24 protein-coding genes and 1 tRNA gene are annotated in these 23,481 nt (G+C 42.6%); 13 read left to right on the forward strand and 12 right to left on the reverse strand.

Features of this window, described 5'->3' with window-relative positions; translation table 11 throughout:
* Positions 1-7 precede the first annotated feature (7 nt).
* Positions 8-1,246 carry an amidohydrolase family protein gene (locus tag JMY05_RS08865; RefSeq protein WP_045444101.1) on the forward strand — a complete coding sequence of 413 codons (1,239 nt, stop codon included), beginning with the start codon at positions 8-10 and terminating at the stop codon, positions 1,244-1,246.
* A gap of 202 nt (positions 1,247-1,448) precedes the next feature.
* Here the strand turns inward: JMY05_RS08865 and JMY05_RS08870 are convergent, their stop codons facing one another.
* Together JMY05_RS08870 and JMY05_RS08875 are read right to left on the reverse strand one after the other, a co-directional pair.
* On the reverse strand, positions 1,449-2,240 hold the full coding sequence (locus JMY05_RS08870) for a glucose 1-dehydrogenase (RefSeq protein WP_193007180.1): 792 nt from the start codon (positions 2,238-2,240) through the stop codon (positions 1,449-1,451).
* Between the two features lie 290 nt (positions 2,241-2,530).
* Positions 2,531-2,605 (reverse strand) — tRNA-Gly (locus JMY05_RS08875).
* Between the two features lie 687 nt (positions 2,606-3,292).
* Between JMY05_RS08875 and JMY05_RS08880 the strand changes: the two genes are divergently transcribed.
* The 4 genes from JMY05_RS08880 to JMY05_RS08895 all read left to right on the forward strand — a co-directional run bounded on the left by JMY05_RS08880 (position 3,293) and on the right by JMY05_RS08895 (position 5,798).
* Positions 3,293-4,105: a M48 family metallopeptidase gene (locus JMY05_RS08880; protein WP_201614856.1), complete on the forward strand. Its 813-nt coding sequence runs from the start codon at positions 3,293-3,295 to the stop codon at positions 4,103-4,105.
* A gap of 368 nt (positions 4,106-4,473) precedes the next feature.
* Positions 4,474-4,797 (forward strand): BolA family protein, encoded by a 324-nt coding sequence (locus JMY05_RS08885; protein WP_055124744.1) that lies wholly within the window; start codon positions 4,474-4,476, stop codon positions 4,795-4,797.
* A 92-nt stretch (positions 4,798-4,889) separates the two neighbouring features.
* Entirely contained in the window at positions 4,890-5,249 is a 360-nt protein-coding gene (locus tag JMY05_RS08890; protein WP_201614858.1) for a SirB2 family protein, read from the forward strand.
* Between the two features lie 147 nt (positions 5,250-5,396).
* Entirely contained in the window at positions 5,397-5,798 is a 402-nt protein-coding gene (locus JMY05_RS08895; RefSeq protein ID WP_045444098.1) for a hypothetical protein, read from the forward strand.
* Between the two features lie 161 nt (positions 5,799-5,959).
* On the opposite strand, the gene trxC is transcribed toward JMY05_RS08895, so the two are convergent.
* From trxC to JMY05_RS08910, 3 genes are all read right to left on the reverse strand, one after another.
* A complete protein-coding gene (trxC, locus tag JMY05_RS08900) occupies positions 5,960-6,397 on the reverse strand; it encodes a thioredoxin TrxC (RefSeq protein ID WP_045444096.1) in 438 nt (145 codons plus the stop codon).
* A gap of 97 nt (positions 6,398-6,494) precedes the next feature.
* On the reverse strand, positions 6,495-6,677 hold the full coding sequence (locus tag JMY05_RS08905; RefSeq protein WP_045444095.1) for a DUF2892 domain-containing protein: 183 nt from the start codon (positions 6,675-6,677) through the stop codon (positions 6,495-6,497).
* A gap of 166 nt (positions 6,678-6,843) precedes the next feature.
* Positions 6,844-7,716: an MBL fold metallo-hydrolase gene (locus tag JMY05_RS08910; protein WP_201614860.1), complete on the reverse strand. Its 873-nt coding sequence runs from the start codon at positions 7,714-7,716 to the stop codon at positions 6,844-6,846.
* 279 nt (positions 7,717-7,995) lie between these two features.
* Here JMY05_RS08910 and JMY05_RS08915 point away from each other — a divergent pair, with 279 nt between their 5' ends.
* The 5 genes from JMY05_RS08915 to JMY05_RS08935 all read left to right on the forward strand — a co-directional run bounded on the left by JMY05_RS08915 (position 7,996) and on the right by JMY05_RS08935 (position 12,163).
* Positions 7,996-8,364, forward strand: a complete 369-nt coding sequence (locus tag JMY05_RS08915) for an ArsR/SmtB family transcription factor (RefSeq protein ID WP_319020723.1) — start codon at positions 7,996-7,998, stop codon at positions 8,362-8,364.
* A gap of 238 nt (positions 8,365-8,602) precedes the next feature.
* Positions 8,603-10,312, forward strand: coding sequence for a SulP family inorganic anion transporter (locus tag JMY05_RS08920; RefSeq protein ID WP_201614862.1), 1,710 nt, complete (start codon positions 8,603-8,605; stop codon positions 10,310-10,312).
* A 217-nt stretch (positions 10,313-10,529) separates the two neighbouring features.
* Positions 10,530-10,856, forward strand: a complete 327-nt coding sequence (locus JMY05_RS08925; RefSeq protein WP_045444092.1) for a beta-lactamase hydrolase domain-containing protein — start codon at positions 10,530-10,532, stop codon at positions 10,854-10,856.
* A gap of 81 nt (positions 10,857-10,937) precedes the next feature.
* The gene (locus JMY05_RS08930) at positions 10,938-11,270 is read left to right on the forward strand and encodes a TIGR01244 family sulfur transferase (protein WP_021813753.1); all 333 of its coding nucleotides are present in this window, start codon (positions 10,938-10,940) and stop codon (positions 11,268-11,270) included.
* 152 nt (positions 11,271-11,422) lie between these two features.
* Entirely contained in the window at positions 11,423-12,163 is a 741-nt protein-coding gene (locus JMY05_RS08935; protein ID WP_045444090.1) for a glutathione S-transferase family protein, read from the forward strand.
* Between the two features lie 84 nt (positions 12,164-12,247).
* Here the strand turns inward: JMY05_RS08935 and ahpF are convergent, their stop codons facing one another.
* Entirely contained in the window at positions 12,248-13,825 is a 1,578-nt protein-coding gene (gene ahpF, locus JMY05_RS08940; RefSeq protein WP_201614864.1) for an alkyl hydroperoxide reductase subunit F, read from the reverse strand.
* Positions 13,826-14,327: 502 nt separating this feature from the next.
* Between ahpF and JMY05_RS08945 the strand changes: the two genes are divergently transcribed.
* A complete protein-coding gene (locus JMY05_RS08945) occupies positions 14,328-14,576 on the forward strand; it encodes a YdcH family protein (protein ID WP_045444089.1) in 249 nt (82 codons plus the stop codon).
* A 173-nt stretch (positions 14,577-14,749) separates the two neighbouring features.
* On the opposite strand, the gene ahpC is transcribed toward JMY05_RS08945, so the two are convergent.
* Entirely contained in the window at positions 14,750-15,316 is a 567-nt protein-coding gene (ahpC, locus tag JMY05_RS08950; protein ID WP_045453533.1) for an alkyl hydroperoxide reductase subunit C, read from the reverse strand.
* Positions 15,317-15,664: 348 nt separating this feature from the next.
* Here ahpC and JMY05_RS08955 point away from each other — a divergent pair, with 348 nt between their 5' ends.
* On the forward strand, positions 15,665-16,573 hold the full coding sequence (locus tag JMY05_RS08955) for a hydrogen peroxide-inducible genes activator (protein WP_045444087.1): 909 nt from the start codon (positions 15,665-15,667) through the stop codon (positions 16,571-16,573).
* Positions 16,574-16,615: 42 nt separating this feature from the next.
* Positions 16,616-17,302 carry a hypothetical protein gene (locus tag JMY05_RS08960; protein WP_227678150.1) on the forward strand — a complete coding sequence of 229 codons (687 nt, stop codon included), beginning with the start codon at positions 16,616-16,618 and terminating at the stop codon, positions 17,300-17,302.
* On the opposite strand, the gene JMY05_RS08965 is transcribed toward JMY05_RS08960, so the two are convergent.
* The 5 genes from JMY05_RS08965 to JMY05_RS08985 form a co-directional block, all read right to left on the reverse strand.
* The gene (locus JMY05_RS08965; RefSeq protein WP_045444081.1) at positions 17,280-17,885 is read right to left on the reverse strand and encodes a methyltransferase domain-containing protein; all 606 of its coding nucleotides are present in this window, start codon (positions 17,883-17,885) and stop codon (positions 17,280-17,282) included. The genes JMY05_RS08960 and JMY05_RS08965 overlap by 23 nt on opposite strands.
* Before the next feature lie 154 nt (positions 17,886-18,039).
* Positions 18,040-18,708 carry a M48 family metallopeptidase gene (locus JMY05_RS08970; RefSeq protein WP_045444078.1) on the reverse strand — a complete coding sequence of 223 codons (669 nt, stop codon included), beginning with the start codon at positions 18,706-18,708 and terminating at the stop codon, positions 18,040-18,042.
* Positions 18,709-18,710: 2 nt separating this feature from the next.
* The gene (locus JMY05_RS08975; RefSeq protein WP_201614866.1) at positions 18,711-20,252 is read right to left on the reverse strand and encodes a DUF1513 domain-containing protein; all 1,542 of its coding nucleotides are present in this window, start codon (positions 20,250-20,252) and stop codon (positions 18,711-18,713) included.
* Positions 20,253-20,255: 3 nt separating this feature from the next.
* Positions 20,256-21,404 (reverse strand): imelysin family protein, encoded by a 1,149-nt coding sequence (locus tag JMY05_RS08980; RefSeq protein ID WP_045444075.1) that lies wholly within the window; start codon positions 21,402-21,404, stop codon positions 20,256-20,258.
* Between the two features lie 151 nt (positions 21,405-21,555).
* On the reverse strand, positions 21,556-23,235 hold the full coding sequence (locus JMY05_RS08985) for a di-heme oxidoredictase family protein (RefSeq protein ID WP_413786570.1): 1,680 nt from the start codon (positions 23,233-23,235) through the stop codon (positions 21,556-21,558).
* Positions 23,236-23,481: the final 246 nt, after the last annotated feature.

Below are 23,481 nucleotides of genomic sequence, written 5' to 3' on the forward strand. Positions count from 1 at the left end.
AAAAATGATGCCCGATTTACTTATAAAAAATGCCCAATTACCCAATCATAAAAACTTGGTTAATATCAGTATAAATGGCGCTTATATTGAAAGTATTGACGACGTTGCAAAAAAAACTGAACATGATGATGCGCCAAGAGCACTTTACGATGCTAAAGGTTACTTTGTCTGTGCAGGATTCTATGAGAGCCACATTCACCTTGATAAAGCCTGCATCCTTGATCGCTGTACTATAGAGCAAGGTGATTTAAACGAGGCTGTTGAAGAAACAGGTAAGGCTAAAAAGGATTTTACGGAAGTAGATGTGTTTAATCGTGCTTCACGAGTGATTGAGATGGCGATTAAAAAAGGCACCGTTGGTCTGCGCACCTTTGTTGAAACAGATTCAAAAACAGAGATGCGTGCCTTTAATGCCATCAAAAAAGCCCGCGATACCTATGCATTTGCCATCGATATAGAGATTTGCGCCTTTGCGCAATCAGGATTGAGCAATGACCTGCATACTTATGAGCTACTAAAACTGGCATTGTCGCAAGGCGCTGATTTGGTTGGCGGATGTCCATACAAAGATGAGAATCCTCACAAGCATATTGAAATGCTGTTTGATTTGGCTGAGCAGTTTGACGTCGATGTTGATTTTCATCTGGATTTTGATCTGGATCCACAAGGCTCGAGCATTCCAAAATTGGTTGAAGAAACCATCAAGCGCCATTATCAAGGTCGCATATCTATTGGTCATGTGACTAAACTGTCGGCGATGGACAAAGACAAACGTATTGAAATGGCTGCGTTACTTAAATTCGCTGACATTACCTTGACCGTGTTACCAGCTACCGACATATTTTTGAATGGACGTGATTATGATACGCTCATTCCTAGAGGCATGGTCAACGCCAATGAGCTATTAGCAATGGGCATCAATACGACTATTTCTAGCAATAATATTTTAAATGCTTTCACGCCTTACGGTGATGCCTCACTAATTAGAATGGCAAATATGTATGCCAATATCACTCAATTAGCAAAAGATGAGCAGATAGCGGAGGTATTCGATATGATTAGCAAAAATGCAGCGAAGCTTTCGTCACGGCAAACGGAGATTAAAGTAGGAGCACCGGCTACCCTAGTCATATTAGAAGCGAAAGACGCGGTAGAAGCGATTAGAATCAATTCTCAAGCCATAGCAGGCTTCAAAAATGGCAAGCAAACCTTTTGCAATGAGGTTGCCCATATTTGCTTTGAATAACTTGAATATCATCAATTGAGCATATTCAGTCAATTGAAAGATACAGCCTATCAATGCGCCAGCACCTTTATCGTAGAACATAGGCTTAAAACGATAAAAGCGTCACCCAACTATACGTTGGATGACGCTTTTCATAACAGTTCTTTTACTATTTACTATAGCTTTAACATCATGGTTTAAATACTTTCATATGCAGATAAGCTTAGTCTAAGGTTTGCACACCGCCGCCATTCACAAATATGGTTTGACCACTGACCCACTCAGATAGTGGTGCGGCAAAGTACAGCATAGCACCAGCGATATCATCGGCTTCACCCAAACGTTGAATCGGCGTATGCTCTAGCATTTTCTTTTCGATTTCTGGTGTTAGTACGGTTTTTAACGCATCAGTACGCGTGGCACCAGGGCCAACCGCATTGACGCGTACCTCAGGGCCAAAATCATGTGCCAAGTTCGCCACCATATGATTGACAGCCGCTTTTGATCCTGCATAACCACTCATGTTCGGGCTTTTATTGATACTCGACATCGAAGTGGTAAATACAATCGAACCATAACCCGACGCTTTCATGTGTGGCACGCATAATTGAGACAAGCGCCAGCCACTAAACACATTTAACTCAAAGTCACGGCGAATATCATCGACCGATGCGGTGGCTGGGTTTTCACGACCACCGCCGCCGCCACCAGCATTATTGATTAAAATATTGACAGTGCCAAATTCAGCGACGACCTTGTCTACCATAGCGACCAAATCTTCATCTTTTAAGATATTACATTCGACTGCCAAGCCTTTGACACCATACACTTCGATATCCTTGACCGCAGCCTTTGCATCTTCTAACTTTAAATCAGCAATAGCGATATTTGCCCCAGCTTGTGCTAGACGTAACGCCGTTGCTTTACCAATACCATTTGCACCACCTGTCACAATTGCGGTTTTTCCTGACAGATCAAATAATTCATTAAATGCTCTATGTTTGAATTCTTGCATAATTATTCCTTATTATCATCATTATTTATAGATGGATTATTTGTTGTTATATTCGTTTAAACGATCTATATAATTATGCATGATTGAACTGAGCCTAATGTGTCAAATTGACCACCTTTTGTAACTTAGTTTTGGCGCTACAACTTTTAGTAATCTATGTCGTGAATTCCGTCGATAGTAACTTGGCATGTCATCGAAATATTCTTAAAAAACAATGACAACCCTTAAAATCAGGACAAAAAAAAAGCCTCACAATAAAGTGAGGCCTTGATGCTTTTTCAAGCCATATTTGGAGCGGGAAAAGAGATTCGAACTCTCGACCCCAACCTTGGCAAGGTTATGCTCTACCACTGAGCTATTCCCGCTGATTATCGAATTGTAGTGTTGTTAACAACAACTCCGTCTCGATAGGCTGGCTATTCTATCAGATATTCTAACCCTGTCAACCTTATTTTTAACGTTTGTTTCCAATAGTATGTCTTTAACTCGCTATTTATTGATGTAATTATCATAAATAATTGATTTAGAAATAATTATTTATTTTAAATAATATCAATTATTTTTCACAATAATGTTAAAAATCTAAAGCTCTGTCCTTGTAGGTAGTGTCTCATTACCTATGAGACTATTTTTTGACTGAGATTTATGCCGCCTATCAAGTTTATAGACGTTAGTATCGAAAAATAGATTTGTTGGTGTCAACGTCCCTCTCACTTACAATCCTACGTTGTATTGTTACTTTTCCTGCATTGGTTTTGCCTTAGTAACATTATTATACTTATGCCTAATGACAGTTCGGGTAAAATTTTACTGTTGAGGTCGCGTAGCAAGCATAGGTAGAACATTAATAAAAAATTGCCTTACTTGCTGCTTTGACTCTTTATTCCACAAAAAAATTTAATACGAGTCATTTGAACGACAATTGTTTCAACGATAGTCGCTTTGATAATAATCACTTTGTTATTAATAGCCGCTTTGATAACAGTCACTTTGTTATTAATAGCCGCTTTGTTCTATTTTACTTTTTATCATTTACAGCGAGGATGTTTATTATGAAAAAATTACTGATCAGCACCGTGATGGCCGCTTCATTGTCGGCACTAGCCCTGACAGGCTGTACCAGCACCACCAGTACTGGGGCCGTTGGCGTTGACCGTCAGCAGCTATTACTGGTTTCTAGTGAGCAAGTTTTGCAGCTGTCTGCACAGAGTTATGCCAAAACGTTGCAAGAAGCAAAAGCGCGCGGCGTACTAGATACCAATAAAGCTCAGCTTAATCGCTTAAAGAACATCGCTAATCGTTTGGTCGGTCAGGTCGGCGTCTACCGTCCAGATGCGGCGAAATGGCAATGGGAAGTGCATACGATCAAATCTAATGAGCTGAATGCCTTTGTGGTACCGGGTGGTAAAATCATGTTTTACTCGGGTATCATTGACCGCTTGAATCTCACCGATGACGAGATTGCGGCTATTATGGGTCATGAGATGTCACATGCGCTGCGTGAGCACTCACGTGAACGTCTCTCACGCCAATATGCGACACAGACTGGTATCGGCGTGGCTGCTAGCATCTTTGGACTGTCACAAGGTCAAGCTGAGCTAGCAAACGTTGCTGGGGATTTGGGGCTGAGCCGTCCACACAGTCGCACACAAGAAGCTGAAGCCGATCAGATTGGTCTAGAGTTAATGGCACGTGCTGGCTATAATCCGCAAGCAGCGGTTACCTTATGGCAAAAAATGCAAAGCGCGAGTCAAGGTGAGCCACCGCAGTTTTTAAGCACTCACCCGACAAGCAGCAATCGTATTGCTCAATTGCAATCATTAATGCCTAAAGTGATGCCGCTTTATCAAAAAGCGCGTCGCTAACAAGATTGTTAGATTTCATGCTTTGAGTAAATGGCTGTTACTTATAATGATTGTTACTTATAAAAGCAGAGTACAGGCTATCAATTGTGCTCTGCTTTTTTATGCTGATAGCTAACAGATGCCGCTACTTGCCATGACTGGCTATTATTTATCGTCATTAAAGACAGTATGTTAAAAAGAATATCTTTCATAGCTATATTTTTTAGAAACAGGATAGCTCAAAAGTGTAATCGCTTACAGGCACACGCCACTTAATAGCAGGTTTTACCGCTAATAGCGTCTGCTATAATGGGCATTATTTGCAATTCACAAATTGCTAAGTATGATACCGCCAAGTACTATTAGGCAAAATATATGGAAAGATTATTATGAGTAAAACACCGACTGCTGATGCGCTCAATGCTGAGCTACAAGCGTTGCAGCCGCAACATATAGAATTGTTGAATGAGTCAATGAATCATTCTGGTTATTTTGATGGTAAAGAAAGCCATTTTAAGCTTACGATTGTTAGTGATGCTTTTGAAGGCAAAAGATTGGTCGCACGCCATCAGCTTGTATATGGACTGGCAAACTCCTTATTAACCTCGCAAGGCGGTCAAATCCATGCTTTAGCGATTCATGCTTATACCCCAATAGAATGGCAAGGTCAAAGCCCTGATAGTCCGTTATGTGCTGGACAAAACAAGGGCTAATAACGAACTATTGCGAAGATAGTGTTTTCCATACCATCATTATATGTAACCAGTAAGCGCTGAAACTGCACCTTTAAAGGAAAGAATATCTCATGAAACATCTACACATGCTCATGGCTGTATTGCTCATTGCACTGTTTTTATATCAGAGCTATTTGGTATTAAGCTCAAACAAGCAAGCGCCACGCGTGGTTAAAATCTCTTCGCACATTCTCTATGCCCTCATTATTGTGTCAGGGGCAGTCATGCTAATGCAGCTGATGAGTGCCAATGCACCCATACAATGGGTATTTGCAAAAGTAATCTTACTCGTTGCGGCTATCAGTGCCAGTATCAAAGCGTTTAATAACAACGCCACATCTAGTCAAAGAAAGACCGGTATTCTTATTGCTGGAGCGGCGTATGTGGGCATTGTGGTACTAGCCTTTGCTAAACCTAGTAACTTATTTTAATAAACATATCATATTTTGATTGCACAAATACTTATATTACTAGCATTGAAAATATTTAATAATTGCTATATTTTCAATATCTTAATCCCATTATTTTTGCTATCTTACATAAATACAATCGCCTCAACCTAGCCTAATGGAGCCACTATGAAAACTCTTACTGCAGCGACACTACTGGCGACAGCTGGCATTTTTGGTCTCTCAGGCTGTGCCTCGACGGGTAATGTCACGCCACAATATGTGCCACCAAGTACGTATCAAAGTTACGATTGCCAAGCCCTTAGTCAAGAATATACCCGCGTCAATCGCTATGTCGATGCGGCGCGCAACGAACAATCAACTTTATCCGCCTCAGGTGTCGGGGTTGGGGTTTCTGCGGGACGTTGGGGCATCTCCCCTAATATTAGCTTTGGCGTTGGCAAAAGCAACAATACCAAGGCGCGCGATGCAAAATTATCACGGCTCTATGGCGAGCGTGATGCCATCATTCAATCCGCCCGCATTCAGCGTTGTAGCTTTGCCAATGGTGTTAAGATTTATGGCGAGTAATGCGTGATAGGTTATGTTTAATAGATTATATTTAATAAGTTAAGTTTGATAAATAATATTTAACTGTTCAATCCTTTGATGACTTTAGATAGTGTTTGTTATGAAAAAAGCCAGCATGCAATAAGCATACTGGCTTTTTTATAATCATAATCCGTTAAAACTCAAGAATGTAAGCTTTGTACCCACTGAACAATTTGATCGCTAGGTAACGCACCTGACTGCCGTGCTATCTCTCTACCATTTTTAAAAGCCACCATGGTTGGCAAACTGCGAATATTATAAGGTGCCGCCGCTTGCTCATATTTATCTGTTTGTATTTTGGCAAACACTACTTGTGGCAGTTGAGCCGCTGCGGCTTTGAACTGCGGTGCCATCATTAGACACGGCTGACACCAACTCGCCCAAAAATCAACGATGGTCAAGACCTCATTTTTTTGAATGACTTTACGAACCGTTTGGGCGTTTAGTTCATGAGGACTACCCGTTAATAACAGCTGACCACATTTGCCACAATTTGGCGCAGCACTAAGTTTGGCCGCTGGTATGCGGTTGGTTGCCTGACAATGTGGGCAGACCAGATGAGAGTTTTGCTCACTCATTATAAGACTCCTATGCAAGTAGCATGGGTATTGGTCAATCAAAGTATCCAATACCCATGCTTGATTATGTATTTATGACAATAAATCTAGCGACTGTTTAACGCTTGCAGGTATTCATCCCAAGCATTTTATACAAAGGACAAAAGCGGAAGAGTCCTGTGAGTAAAGGCACTAAGCCAATCACGCCCCACCAGCTTTGAAAATACAAACCCAAGCCGATAATCACAACACCCGCGATGATACGTAGTAAACGCTCAGTACTGCCGATATTAATTTCCATGGTTCAATCCTTAAGTGTGAAGACTCAATGGTAGAGGAGTAATATAGCCCTGTGTTTACGGTAAAGACTAGCATTATGATGGCTTATACTCGTATTGTGCTTACATAACGTTATGCATGTTTATAATGTTTGCTTCTTCTGATGTTTACTTATCCTGATATCTGTCTTATTGCCCAAGTACATTAATCGGTACTTTGAGATAACGGGTACCATTGTCTCCTGGCTCTGGGAAATGACCTGCATCGATGTTTACTTGTACCGACGGAATAATTAGACGCGGCATGTCAAGAGTGGCATCGCGGCGCTCACGCATTTGCACAAACTCTGCTTCATTGATACCATCTTTGACATGGATATTGCCCAGTTTTTGTGCAGCGACAGTCGTGGTTGGACAGTGCTGGCGACCCTTGCTTGGATAATCATGGCACAGATATATTATCGTATCTTCAGGGAGCGCAAGGAGCTTCTTGATTGAGTGGTACAGCGTCTTGGCATCCCCACCTGGAAAGTCACAGCGAGCCGTCCCGACATCAGGAGCAAATAAAGTATCACCAACAAAGACCACGGTCTTTTCATCATCAGTAGCAATATAGGCCATATCTGCCGGCGTATGACCCGGTACATACATGACCGTAATAGTAATATTGCCAAGCGCCAAAGTATCGCCCTCATCCGTTAGAATATCGAACTGGCTGGCATCGGTGCGAAAGCTGGTATCAAAGTTGAATATTTGCTTAAATATTTTTTGCACTTCGGTGATATGTTGACCGATGACCAACTGCCCGCCAAGTGCGTCTTTGACATGTATCGCGGCGGATATATGGTCAGCATGCGCATGAGTCTCTATGATATAAACCAGCTCCCAACCATGCTCGCGGACGAACCCTATCACCTCATCGACGCTAGTAGTACTCGTGCGCCCTGACTTAGCATCAAAATCCAATACAGGATCGATGATGGCACAGACTTGTTGTTGAACGTCCGCGAGTACGTGAGTATAAGTTTCTGTGTCGCTATGTAAGAATGAATGAACTTGCATGGCTACCTCTTTGCTTTTAGATGAATATTTTATTTTTTGATAAATTGTTCAGTATAATATGCACCGGCTTCAGCTTATCGTATTGACCGCCACATATTTATCAACGATGCATACCAATATAACAACGATTTAACATTTTATCAATTTATATAATGTAAATAATGATAACTTGCTATCCGTGGCAATATCATTGATAATTAATCTTATCTTAGCTATTAATCCTAAATTTTTTATTATGTCTTATATAAGGAGCTTGCTCTGACTACTTCTACTTCAGCATTGAGCACCTCGACTACCAGCATTGATGATGCGTCATCTAGCGTAGCAGACTTTGCCCCTAAAGACCTTGCTGAGCAAATGCAGCAAGCGTCCATGCAAGCCAGCCAATTATTAAAGTCGCTTTCACATCCTGATCGCTTATTACTCTTATGTCAGTTGACTCAAGGAGAATATTGCGTCAGCGAGCTTGAAAGCTTAGTCGGTGTTGGTCAGCCAAGCTTGTCACAGCAGCTTGGTATTCTACGCAAAGATGCGCTGGTGACGACCCGCCGCGAAGGCAAGCAAATTTATTATAGTATTGCCAGCGACGATGCCTTGGCGGTGTTACATTTATTGTATGAACGCTTTTGTGCCAAAACTGACAGCTAGTTTGTTGGCTTGCGTTTTTAGCATCACTTGTTAGCGTCATTTTTCAGCATAACTTTATGAATTTAGCGCTTGGCTGTAATTAACCTTTTCTTTTATTCAATTTTTTCTACTATAGTCGGTTCAATATAGTTTAGATACAAGGAAGGCAAGCGAAAATACTACAAATAGTAGACTAAGCGAGCCTGACACCATATCTGATTTATATAGGATTGACTATATATTGTGATGACATATTGCTATGCCTTCTATTGCCGCTCGTCTGATTCCTGCTTGGTTGCGTCGATACCAGCTGTCTGCGTTGCCAACTGACGTTGTTGCTGGGTTGGTAGTTGGGGTGCTCGTCATTCCGCAAAGCTTAGGTTATGCGGTATTGGCAGGATTACCACCCGTCTATGGACTCTACGCGGCCATCGTCCCCGTGTTGGTCTATGCATGGATAGGATCGAGTAATGTGCAAGCAGTAGGGCCTGTCGCTATTACAGCGATTATGACAGCCAGCAGCCTGCACCCTTATGCTACAGAGGGTACTCAGCAGTATATATTGATGGCAAGTTTACTGTCATTGATGGTTGGTACGATGTTATGGCTAGCAGGGCGGCTCAAGCTTGGCTGGATTATGCAGTTTATCAGTCGCGGCGTTTCAGCAGGCTTTATCAGTGGTGCAGCCGTATTGATTTTTATCAGTCAGCTTAAATATCTGACCGCAATTCCGATTGCGGGAAATAACTTAATCGGTTATCTATCAAGCATGCAACTTTATGCACGCCAGCTACATCCGCTAACCTTAGTTATTGGCGTCATTGCTTTTGCACTGTTGGTGGCCAATCGCTACGGTAGCAAATGGCTATGGAAGTCTTGGTTATCAGTATCTTATGCCAAATGGGCTGAGCGACTATTTCCGCTTATTTTGCTCGGTATTGCGATTGTTTTGAGCATCAGCTTACACTGGACCACGAACGGCGTGGCCACGATTGGGAATATTCCACAAGGCTTACCAACCTTTACTCTGCCCTATGTACCAGACTTCGATGAAGCGCTGAATTTATTACCTAGCGCAGGTTTGATGGCATTGATTATCTTTGTCTCTAGCAGCTCCGTCGCCAGCAACTATGCACGCCTGCGCGGTGAGACTTTTAACGCCAATAGCGAGCTGACTGGACTAGGACTTGCCAATATGGCGGGTGGCTTTTTTCAAGGCTTTACTGTCGCTGGTGGCTTTTCGCGCACCGCTATCAATGCCGACTCAGGGGCCAAAACACCAGTTGCAAGTTTAGTAACTGTGCTGGTCATGATTGCTGCTTTAATCGCTTTTGGCAAGGCACTCGCACCACTGCCCTACGCTTTATTGGGCGCAACCATCATGGCATCGATCATCGGTCTCATTGATATGGCAACCTTGAAATCGGCATGGCAACGCGACCGTCTAGATGCGGCCAGCTTTTTGGCGGCATTCATCGGCGTATTGATATTTGGATTAAATACAGGCTTAGTAATTGGTTTGATGGTGTCGTTTGCTAGCCTCATTTGGCAATCGAGTAAACCGCACGTCGCTGTGGTTGGTCAGCTAGCTGGCACAGGGCATTTTCGCAATATAAACCGTCACGATGTAGTGACCTTTAGCAATTTATTAATGCTGCGTATCGATGAGAGCTTATTTTTTGGCAATAGTGAATCTGTCCATCGTAGGGTCATACAAGCCACTCAGCAATACCCAGAAGCGCATGAGGTCATACTTATTATGTCAGCGGTCAATCACATTGACCTGACCGGACAAGAGATGCTGATTAGCCTCAATCAAGAACTGTTGAACCAAAATAAACATTTAAACTTTAGCTTTATTAAAGGGCCAGTAATGGACATTATCGAGCATACTCCGGTCATTACCACCCTCTCAGGTCAAGTTTATTTAAGCACGATGGATGCGGTAAATGCGCTAAAAGATATCTAATCGGTCTGTGAGACATATGTTGCTCAATCAAGCATACTTATTATTATGCTGTGACAAAATATAGATATGATAAAAGCTGTGTTATGCTAAATTGGTATAAGCCCTTAAAAAATACAGCCTTTAGAAGAGATACCTAAAGTACAGCCTTTATACAATGGCTCTTAGCTACAATACTATACCTCCAAACGTCTTTTAATATACGCGACCGAAGCTACTTATGACCGATAATTTAACCATTTATAAGCAAATTTATCCAAGCCAATGCACCAAGATTGCTGAACTTGGCTATCGCTCCGTGCTTAATATTCGTCCTGATGCCGAGACAGAAACGCAGCCCAATAGCGACGACTTTACCAGTGCGACGGCAAAAGCCAACCTTACTTATCATCATTTACCCTTTGATGATGAGCGCTTGAGCATGGCGACTGTCGAGCAGTTTGCGGCGTTTTATCGCTCGATGCCTAAACCGATATTGATGTTTTGCGGGACAGGTGCACGTGCTAAATTGTTGTATCAAAGCGCATTGATGCAAGGTTTGTTGTAAAAAACCGCTATACCCTATTGAAATATTTTAATCCAAGCGCAAAAGTTTCGTTTTTACGCTAAAAAATAAAAAGGAGCTCTTATGAGCCATCAAATTAGTATTACCGGACAAATCACCCCTGATCAAGTACCTATGATTGCTGAAAATGGTTTTAAAACCATTATTAACAACCGTCCAGATGGTGAAGAGCCGAACCAACCGACCAGCGCTGAGATTGAAGCTGCTGCTAAAAAAGCAGGTCTTGCTTATAAAGAAGTGTCTTTCGCTGGTAGTGAGCTTAATCAAAACCATGTCGAAGAATTTGCTGATTTCTTTAATCAAGCTGAACAGCCAATGCTGATCTTTTGCCGTACTGGCAACCGCTCAACAGGTATCTACGAAGCAGCCAAGCGTATGGATTTATTAGACGATTGATAGTGATTTAAATATAATCGCTACTGTTGAAAAAACGCCCGTCCAAATTTTGGATGGGCGTTTTTTATTGGAATTACTGAACTATAGACTGGTTAATTTTTAATATTGAGCACATAATAAAGTACTACTTATACAGCTCAATAGGACTTTTTATGCAAAAACCGCTACTCATCATCGGCAATAAAAACTATTCGTCATGGTCATTACGAGCTTGGCTATTACTCAAAGCTTTTAATATTGATTTTGATGAGCAACTGATTGAGCTGTTTCATCCATCCGCAACAGCCATTCTCGATGAGCATGCGCCAACAGGCAAAGTGCCAGTTTTAGTCTATGGTCAAGATGATGAAAAAGTCACGGTCTGGGATACTTTAGCGCTTGCCATTCATGCCAATGACTATCTGACAGAATTAGATCTTTGGACAGGATTGAAGAAGTCTGACGCTGAGACCAATACCAGCAACAGAATAAATAGCGCTTATTGCCAAAGCATCATCGCTGAGATGCACTCAGGGTTCATGGGCATTCGTAGTGAGATGCCGATGAACATTCGAGCGACGGCGAAGATACAACCCAGCAATGCCTGCTTAAATGATATCGCGCGTATAGAAACAATATTCGAAGATTGCCTGAAAGAGCGCTCAAAAGACGGCTACTTGTTTGGTTCATTTACGGCTGCTGATGCTTTTTTCGCACCAGTTATTCTACGTTTGCAAACGTATGCCGATGCCTCTGGCATAGTATTGAAATCAACGACCAAACAGTATTGTGAGACGATGTTAAACGATCCTCATCTACAGGCTTGGCGAGAGGCAGCACTTGAAGAAACTCGCGTAATTAAAGAAGATGAAGCAGGTGAGATACTTTCGGTGGTTGGGGTGTTGGCTGAATAGTACTTAATTCATATTTATAAGCAAAAAAACCCGACGCCTTAGCATCGGGTTTTTATCTAAACTTGTAGAAAATTCATTTAAAGCTTACTGCATAACCAAGTACTCGAACGCTGATAATGCCGCTTTACTACCCTCACCCATCGCAATATTAATCTGCTTAAATGGCACAGTGGTCACGTCACCACAAGCAAAGATACCTTTGCGATCAGTACGGCAGCGCTCATCAATCTCAATCTCGCCAAAACGGTTCAAATCAACAAAGCCTTTAACAAACGCAGAGTTCGGTACTAGACCAATCTGTACAAACACCCCTGCCAAGTCACGCTCATGAGTATCACCTGTGCTGCGCTCTTGATAAACGATCGAAGTCACTTTACCATCAGTCGCTTTAATTTCTTGCGTCGCTGCGCCAGTGATAAATTCGATATTATCTTTCTCTTTGGCTTTGTTAATCAATACCTGATCCGCTTTTAAATCATCCGCGAACTCAAGCACGGTCACATGCTTCACGATACCAGCAAGATCTAATGCCGCTTCGATACCGGAGTTACCACCACCGACGACAGCAATGTCTTTACCCTTAAAGAATGGGCCATCACAGTGCGCACAGAAAGCCACGCCTTTACCGATGTTTTCTTCTTCACCCGGAACACCAAGCTTACGCCACTGAGCACCCGTCGCTAAGATAATACTGCGTGTCTCAAACGTCTCACCCGTGTTTAGATGAATGCGATAGTTTTCATCTTCTGTCTCACTGATTTCTTTGACGCTGACGTGCTCTTTTAAAGTAATATCGTATTCGCGTAAATGCTTTTCAAAGTTCGCTGATAGCTCAGTACCCGTGGTTAAAGGCACAGAAATCAAGTTTTCGATATCCTGCGTGTCTTTCACCTGTCCGCCGATACGATCAGCAACCATCGTCACTTTTAAGCCTTTACGAGCGGTATAAATCGCAGCGGCAACACCAGCTGGACCTGCACCAATAATCGTCACATCTTGCTGCTCTAACTGCTCAGCATCGTCATCAGCTTCTGCTAACAAGTCAGGAAACTGCTCTTGCAACTTTCCAATCAATTTGGCCATGTCGATGAGACCATTGGCAAACGGTTTACCATTTAAGAATACCGCTGGTACACCTTGGATGTTATTAGCATCAACCTGCTCTTGGAATAGAGCACCATCAATCATCTCGTTGCTAATACCATCGTTCAATAGTGCAAACTGGTTGAGCGCTTGTACCACTTCTGGGCAACTGTGGCAAGATAGCGATACGTAAGTTTGAAACTGTAGTGGCTTATTAAAACGCTTAATCAGCTTTTGAATACTTTCATCCAATTTTAGCGTATGACCACCGGCTTGCAAAATAGCCAGAATCAGCGAGGTAAATTCATGACCACCGGGGATACCACTAAAAACAATACCCGTATCAGTCAATGCACCATCGACATGACTGACCACTTTAAAGCTAATTGGACTTGGTAAGCTGTCATCAGTTGCTGTTGCATCAAAATTGATTTTATCTGTGGTGCCAGCGATTTTAGTCAAAAAATCAATCAACTCAGCACGCTTACTATGTTCGCCACTACCCAATACGAAGGTAATTGGACGAGTCATTTTTTCACTATAACTTTTGATGGCATCTAATAAACTTTTATCTATCATGTTTGTTCCTCATCATTACTGGATATGTAACGGCAACTGTCATGTTGCTCGTTCAAATATAGACTATTTGGTATTAATAATTTTATGTAAAATCTTATAGGCCATAAGTTTATGCCCTTTGATGTCTCTATTATCATAGGTTCTGAGGGTTTCGGCAAGCTGAGAAACTCAAACCTTATGTTTTATAAAACCAATCATTAATTATAATTCATAATTAAATATTAATCTATATGTGGATTATTCTCATGGTAACAATGCTGTTTTTTCGCTACAATCAAATGAGGCTAATAGGAAAAACTCTTATTTCCCTCGTTGCAGATTGTCTTTTATGCAAGTTTATCAAAGAAGCTTTCTGCTACTATTAGGTCTTATCCATATTGAGCTAAATAGTGTTTTGGCTTAATAAAATCAAGTCTCAGAATCATAGCAATTCATCAAAAAAATCTTACGACCATGCGCGGATGCTTACTGCAAACTTGCGCTTCATAACAAGGATGACAACATGAGAAAGACTGATACATGGCAAGATAACAAAGACATTATTGCTGAGCTTAAGCTAAAAGACAGTCATTTTGCGACGATCTTTGATGAGCATACCCAGCTAGATCAGCAGATTAATCAGTTGGATAAAAACTTGGTGACACACACCAGTCGCGATGAAGAAATTGAACTGATGAAACGACGAAAACTGCATTTAAAAGATGAGATTTATAAGATAATTGATAAAAATAAACTACAATCTCATGCTTAGCGCTTCACTTATTATCACGATGCATAAATAAAAACATTTATTGATAAATGACATAAAAAGACCCCATCAACTTATGCTGATGGGGTCTTCATTTATAATGCTCATTTAACTCAAAGTAGGATATACAGCACTACAAATATCTAAAGTATTGAGCCAGTTCGTTAAATCAAGAGTTAGATTTTACCAACAAGATCAAGACTTGGTTTTAGCGTTTCTTGACCAGCTTCCCAAGCTGCTGGGCAAACTTCGCCATCGTTTTCACGAACATATTGGGCTGCTTTTACTTTACGTAGCATGTCTTTTGCACTACGGCCAATACCACCAGCATGAATCTCAGCAACTTGAATCAAGCCGTCTGGATCAACTAGGAATGTACCGCGTTCAGCCAAACCTGCTTCTTCGATCATGACGTTAAAGCCACGAGTGATACGGCCAGTAGGATCGCCGATCATTGGGTATTGTACTTTACCGATCGCTTCTGAAGAATCATGCCATGCTTTATGCGTGAAATGAGTATCCGTAGATACTGAGTATACTTCTACGCCCAAACCTTTAAGTTCGTCGTAATGAGCCGCCATGTCTTCAAGTTCAGTTGGGCAAACAAAGGTAAAGTCAGCTGGGTAGAATAAAAAGATTGCCCAGTTGCCTTTTACATCTTCTGAAGTGATGGTTTTGAATTCGCCATTAACGTACGCATCAGCTGAAAATTCTGGGATTTCTTGATTGATAATAGACGCCATGATTGGCTCCTTTATAGTTGATTGATAGTTAAGTTGATTAAAATTTCTTGGTATGATTGTTTCTATTAAGCCTTTACTGCTTTGGGCTACCTGACAAACTATACGCGAATTCTATCGTTAATCCAGTTAAAAGTTTTTAATGTGATGTTTTGTTTTATTAAACTTGTTAAACTATTCTCTCTACTTTTTATCATCAGTGCATTATGCGTAAGCCACTATAGAGCATGCGTCAGTCACTATACAGCCGTTAGGTTACGTTAAGATGACATCGAGTTTGGATATCGAATTGGTACACCAAATGAATCAGCATAATATATCACGTTAAAAACCCATTAATAGAGAGGTTTTATGATTACTTTACGTCAACTTGAGTTTGCTTTAGCAGTGGCCAAGCACCGTCACTTCAAACGTGCAGCAGAAGACTGTAATATCTCACAATCGGCACTGAGTTTGGGGATTGCCGAGTTAGAAAAGCAACTGGATACGCAGATTTTTGAGCGTAATAATAAGCAAGTATTGATTACCCCTATCGGTGAAGACATTTTAACACGGGCGCAGCGAGTTTTCTCTGAAGTCAATGATTTGACCACACGCGCCCATAGCCATCAATCGCCGCTGGCGTATCCGATGACTGTCGGTATCATTCCAACGATTGCGCCTTATCTACTGCCAAAAGTCTTACCTGCCCTGCGTGCTCAATATCCTGAGTTTCGTATGACCATCGTTGAGCAACAAACGGAGCGTTTGCTAGAGCAAGTGCGTTACGGTCATATTGATACGGCTATTATTGCGCTGCCTTATGCGGTCGATGGTTTGCACAGCTTTGAGTTTTGGAGCGAGGATTTCTTTGCCGTATTCCCAAAAGATGATGTGCATGCCAAGCTTAAGACCATCAACGCGGATGAGCTGGCTACCGCCAATCTTATGCTGCTCGGCGAAGGGCATTGCTTGACCGATCAAACCCTGTCTGTCTGTCATTTTGACCGTGCACAGATGAAATCAAGCTTTTCAGATGCCAGTCTAAACACCCTTATACAGATGGCACTTGCCAATATGGGGACGACATTGGTGCCAGAAATGGCATTGGATCAGCTGCATCTGCAGAACCAAAATGCCGTCGCGATACCACTCGCTGAGCAAGGACCGCATCGTCATATTGCCTTTGTCACCCGTTTGAACTACGCACGCGTCGATGATGTCAATTTATTGGGTAAAGTGTTTAAGCAAGCCTTTGAAAATGCTGCTAATAAAGGATAATGTGTTGGTTGTAAATTGCCAGCAGTTATCAAACGAAGGTTAATGATGGACGATTTGTCGCAACTAAATACTGAGCTTGGTACGATTTTTACGCAGCATTTATCCGCTATGAGTAGCCATATCACGCTAGAGCAAGTGAGCATACTTTGGCAGGATATCGCCATGCGTTATAACGAGCCGCAGCGTGCTTATCATACCTTGCAGCATATTCAGCAATTATTTGGACAGTTCGATCAGGTTAAGGCTAATTTGCATGAGCCGCATATCATTGCGTTAGCACTGTTGTATCATGATGTGATATATGAACCGACGCGCTCAGATAACGAGCTTAAAAGTGCAGAATATGCAGTAGAGTCATTAATTGGTTATTTAAATGCGGAGCAATGCCAACATATCTATGCGCTGATTATGATGACGGCTAGTCATCAAATTGACAAATGGTCAAACGAAACTAAAGAGAGAGAAAAATACAGCGATGCCGCTTATTTACTAGATATGGACTTAAGTATTTTAGGGTCATCTTGGTCGGAGTATGAACACTATGCTCACGCTGTACGCCAAGAGTATGCGCATGTCTCAGATGACGATTATCGCGTCGGACGCATGGCAGTGTTAAAAGAATTACTGGCGCATCCAACGCTTTATCTGACAGATTATTACTATGAACGGTTAGAAAAACAGGCTAGAAAAAATATTGAGCACGAAATTACGCTTTTACACGCATCTTAATAAACAGCTCACTGCCCTGCCGTGCAGGATGTGAATTATAGCTTGGCTCCATGACTTCAATATCAAAATGTTGCTCAAAACGCTGCTGATATTCAGCTTTTGTGCCGCCAAACGGTGGTTCTTCCCGTCCAAAGTCTTTATCAAAGAGCAAACCAATCAGCTTACCATTCGGTTTTAGTAACGCTGCCATCTGCTGCACATACTCGTCACGGCGTGATGGATTTATCGCACAAAAAAACGTCTGCTCAAGCACCCAATCAAACTGATACTGCTCAGGCGATAACTCAAAAAAGTCGGCACAGATTAAATGCTCAACTGGAAAGTCAGGATAACGCTCAGCAAACGCTGCAATCGGCGCTGGGGCAAAATCAACCAAGGTGACATTGGTAAATCCTTGCTCATGTAAATAACCTACTTCGTAAGCATTGCCCGCACCCGGCACCAGAATCGCTTGCTCTTTGGCAGATTCGGGCAGTTGGTCAATATAGGCTTTGAGCGGTGGCGATACCTGTCCCATATCCCAGCCGATACTGTCTTGCTCATAACGCTGCTGCCAAAATTCCGCTTGATTGACGTTTTCCATATGACATCCCTGTAGACAAACTTATTATTTAAACGACACGATTTATATCGTTATTTCTTATCATATCAGGCTTATTAGAGCGTGTCTCATTTTAAAGATGGTGATGAAAATGAGGACATGCCTTACGATTATGCATATTATTTAGATAAATCGTTTAATCTAGCTTTCCAGTCTTCCCTGCCAGCATATCGTGCCAATGCTGATAATCAGGCATTGCGGTTGCGACCGTATGCCAAAAGGCACGGCTATGATTGGCATGATGTAAATGACACAGCTCATGGACGATGACGTATTCGGTGCACGCAATAGGATAAGCAGGCAGATACACAGACAACCAAATTCGGCGCGCACGCGTATTACAACTGCCCCAGCGCGTATGCATTTTTTTTAGGCGTATCTCATTGGCTGTCGCACCGATAATCGGTTGCCACTTTGCAAATAATGCAGGTATCACTTCAGAAAGATGTTGCCGATAATAGGCAAGCTTTTCATCATGGTTTAAAGTGAACGGTTGCTCTTTACCCCACAATAGCAAAGTACTATCAGCAGTTAAAGCTTGCGCTAAAGCAAGTTGTTGCCGTTTATACTGCTCTAATACTTGCGGATGGTTTGCTATCGCCCATGACACGCGTTTCATCACAGCCTGCGCAGCTTCAGCTGGGCTAATAAATAGTGGTACAGATACCAGTAATTGATGTGGCTTTAAGCGAAAGTTGATATTTTTCACCCGCTTTTTGCTGATATGTAGCTCAATACCTGCTTGCGCCAAATGCTGTATCGATTTTTCTAGTAAGCGAGACTGATATGCTGGCAGTACATTCATGCTCAGAGCGCTTGCAAGTGATTATCAAAGGACATCATATGGCATTGACTGTCTTTAACGATAGCTTGATTTGTAGTGACGATGTCTGAGTTTGGTATAGATAAATCATTGATCGTTAATCTGGTCAATTGACCTTGACCATCACTAACGATAAAACCTGATCGCTCATAATGATTGGCTGTATTATTAGTACTTTGCCGCAAAAACACTGCTGCCCCTGCACAATCTGGTAGGCTAACGTCATTTATTAAGGTGCGAGTGTTTAAATCATAAATCGCTGCACAACCGCCAATAGGTGTGGTCACGCATAGTAGGTTACGCGCACTATCGACCGCTACACTGGCGATATACTGATGAAAGCGCTGCCATTGATCATTGGGCATAATGAGCGCTTTAAAATCAGCATCACCGCGCTTATGCGTCAATACTAACGGTACATTAATATGTTTTTCACCTTGGAATTGAATACCTATCATCACCGTTCCATCGTCATGCATGGCTAGGTGACGCACGCTCATTTGATTGTGCTCAGGCATAATCTGCTCAATTAAAGCACCAGTATGACGATTAACGTAAACCAATGAAGGACACATGCTGTCTAGATTTAGCTCTTCACGCGACGCTTGCTCGGTTTTGATACCGCCGTTAGCGATCACCAACGTCTCGCCATCAGGATGCATAATCAGCTCATGCGGACCGATACCATACGAGTCATACTCTGCTATTTTTTTATAATTATCGTAAGCATCGTAGATACCGATTTTACCATCCAAACTTATGGTGTCATTCTCGGTCACATACAGCAATTCACCGTCTAAGCTATAACAAGCGTGTCCATAAAAATGACGGTTGTTTGCAGCGTTAATGGCAAATTTCACGTGTCCAGTTGCTGTGTCTAATACCCAAAAATTTTCGCTCGGACGACGCCCCATCACCACGACGTCACGACTGCTATGATTCTTCATCGTACTATCTTGATCACTAAGCACAGGCTGAACGACAATATCATGGACACGTTCAGGCATGGTCGTTTGCCAAACAATTTGTCGCTCAGCATCAATACCAACCACACCAAAATCATTGTCAGCACGCTGATCATCATTTGCTAAGGCGCTATTTTTTGGCATAGACGCCACGCCGCTAACCCAACAAATGGGTCGCGTCAATACGGTGGTGGTATGTGCCGCGCTAAAGTCAGCGACACTATGATGGTTGGTATTATTCTTATCATCTAGCGATAAATGATAAGCGTGTTGCCATGCAGTAGCGGCTTGCTGACAAGCGTAACTAAACCGTGCTAGCTGGGGTGTTGGTGTAGAGGTTAACGACTGCAACTGCGAACGTATGCCTACGACATAATCCTGCAAGCGGGCATCAGCCTGACGCTGCTTGCGATAACGATGATGAATACCGACAAGCGCTACGGTACCCATTATAGTAGAAAGCATCGTCAATGCTGATGTTGCCAACAGCTCATTATTAGATTGCTTATCTTCTGGCTGCGGCTGTGATTTTTTTGCTGTCTTAGTATCGATAGAGTGCATTTTTTAATCGCCATCAGTACTGTTAAAGCCCACACGGATACCCAGCGTCGGAATCAATTGGCGCTTAATAATACGTGTAATAGTCGTGAGGTGATCAAACAGCTCTTGTTGAGTGGCTTTATCGGCAGTCCCTAAGTCTTCTGGCATTTGCGCTAATAGTGTAGTGGCATCAGCAAGCGCGGTCGATAAGTTATCCGCGACTTCATTTTCATTATTGCTGCCCAAAATAGCTGTCAAAACGGGATCTGTCAGTGCTTCATTCAATGTCGCCAATTTAGCATTGATAATGGCACGGCTTTGCTCTGCGGTAGCGGCTGGCAAATGACCTTTTGCCTTTCCTGTTAAGCCTAACGGTTGATCGATGGCATTAGACTTCATGGTCTCAACCAACGAGAGTAAAGAATTAAACCATTGATTCAATCCTTGATCGCTGTCAGCCGTTTTATCAGTGGCTAATAGATTAGTGGCATTTTGCTGCCAGTTTTTCTCAATATCTTTTAGGCGCGTGCTCAAAGCACTGCTTGCACTCATCACATAAGCACATTGAGCAGCATCCAGACTGTCATTGGCATATAACGCTTCTTCTAATCCTGGCACCCCTTGCACGATGGCGCTCTCGTTAGCCAATTGCTCAGCGGTGAGCTTAGGATTGGCAGCGATTAGATCCGCAACGCCACTGTGTACCAGACCGCGCTCATCAGGATAGTAATTGATATATAAATTACTCATGCTGGCGGTCGCTGGACCAAAGTTAATCATCTCAGCGCCTGCCCATGCTTGTGCCAGCACTAGCCATTGATCGCGCAGTGCTTGCAACTCGTCACCGCTGACTGGTGCTTGCTGACAATGCTTTTGTGCCAAATCATGCAATAAATCACTCTGCTTTGCGGCATCCGCATAGGCTGGAATGACAATGTCATTTGCCACATGGGTCAAATAGGTCTTTTCAGTCTCGGCACTAATATCGACAGCGGTAATTTTATCTCCACTACTATCTTTTTCTGCTGCGCTGGTAGATGCCGCACTGTCTTGCGCAACTTTTTGGCTATCTACTTCTGGCGCTTTATTGTCATCAGCCGGTTTAACACAGCTGATCAGCAAGCCTGCGCTTAAGGCCGATAAGGCCACCGCTAAAGCATGGTTCATTTTCATAAATTTCTCAATATTATTATCAATAATGGTTTAAATTCTAATCTTTACAAGCTCTAGTCTCTAGTGTTTGATTGGGCGGATAACCTTATCAACACTTACTTATTTTCTTAGCCATTATTCAGTCATTTAGCATAGATAAATGACTTTATCTCTATAATGACTGTAAGAACGCATTCAATTCAGAACGACCTTGTTTGTCGAGTTTGAGTACTTTTTGCTGTTGCTTCTGGGCTTCACCGCCGTGCCATAGCACCGCTTCCATCAACGTACGGGCACGACCATCATGCAAAAATGTCGCTTGTGGATCGACCGTTTGCGCCAGACCAATGCCCCATAAAGCAGGCGTACGCCATTCATAAGAATTCGCTAAAAACTCAACTTGGATATTTTTTGCGGGTAATTTTCCAGCAATCGTGCGATCGGCAAGATCATCACCCATGTCATGTAATAGCAAATCCGTATAAGGATAAATCACTTGTCCATGCTGCTCAAGATGGTCATCGTCAGTTTTTGGCAACTGATATCTTGGCGTATGGCAACTTTGGCAACCCATATCATAAAAGCGTTTTTTACCTGCTAATACTAGCTGATCGTCAGCATCACGCCGATGCGGTACGGCTAAATTTCGCGTATAAAACTCCACAAACTTAGCCACTTCATCATTGACTTCAACGGGCGGCTTGCCATTGCCTTGCTCATCAGCCCCAGTTGTCGCATTCATACAAGCCGTCTGTGTCGGCATACAGGATTCATGAGGACGTATATTTGAGGTCAAGCCCATGTCTTCATTAAAAGCACTTTGGTTTTGAGTAATCAGCTTGGTTTGCCCTGCTTTCCAGCCAAAGCGTCCAAGAGCATGCTTGCCAGTCTGTGGATCCATGACCCAATTGAACTTGCCACTGATATCGCCATTCGTACTGTTTTTATTATCAACCGCTTGTTTTTTAATCGCTTCATCCGGTATTTGCTCAAGTAATCCAAGCCCAATCATCGGTAAAGCCACTCGCGGCGACACCATCAAATCATCATCAAATGCCCCATAACCCGGTTTGGTTAAATTAAAGGTGGGCGCACGCAATGTTTCGATATGACCATCTGCAAAAGTAACGGGCTTGTCTGTCCACTGGACTGCAATTCTGGCTTCAGCAGGCACACCTTGGATGCCTCGATCTTGTAGCTGACCACCATACATAGGATGAACGACTTTTTCGATAAGTGAGTTTTGCAGTTGCTGACGCTGCTCATCGGTGGTCGCTGGCATCGCAAGGCGAATAAGCAAGCTATCAGCATCGTCATCACTGGTCATCGGTGCATGACCGCGACCGTCCTTGACATGGCACGACTGACAGGCAGCAACATTGAACAATGCGCCCAGACCATCGCGGCTGTCGGTGCTGGCAGGGGCAATCACCCAGGGTTGCCGAAAGAACGCATTACCAATAAAGAAATGCCCTTTTCGTGATGCCGTCAAGTTTGATGAAGGTTTAGAGTAACTCTCAGCGCTGCTAATACTGATTCCTGTATCGCCACCTTGCTTGACCTCTTGCGGATCAAAGCTTGCCAATTGCTGCATTGGTACGCCAGCGAGCGTTTCGATGGTTTGGAGGCGTTCAGGTGTTAGCGTTGGGTTGTCACCATTATTAATGGCAGATTTTTCATTTTCAGAAACGTCATCAGAAACACTGTCCGTCGGCTGACAAGCACTAAGGGATAGCACACATAGAATACCAAGCATTGGCTTTAACAGGGTGGTTTTGCTGACAAAAGGCGCATAAAAAGAGGCAGGGGTTTTGGCTTTAAAGATATTTGTGGTGTTCATCGTGGTGTTCATAAAGAGTACCTTAGTTCTAATCTAGAACCATTAAAATCGCATGCTATAAAGTGTTTCACTTCTAGTCGATAAGGTACAGCAATGTAATTACGTACTGACCTATCAGGCTATTTTAATATGGTAAAAAAACACGCTGCCAACGGTAGTCGACAACGTGTGTATTATACCTAAATTATTTTTCCATGAAAATAATTCTCATTAGCTTATAACGACTTGTCAGGCATTATCTATCAATGCTATGTCGAT

The sequence above is a fragment of the Psychrobacter sp. JCM 18902 genome (assembly GCF_904846615.1).
Taxonomy (GTDB): Bacteria; Pseudomonadota; Gammaproteobacteria; order Pseudomonadales; family Moraxellaceae; genus Psychrobacter.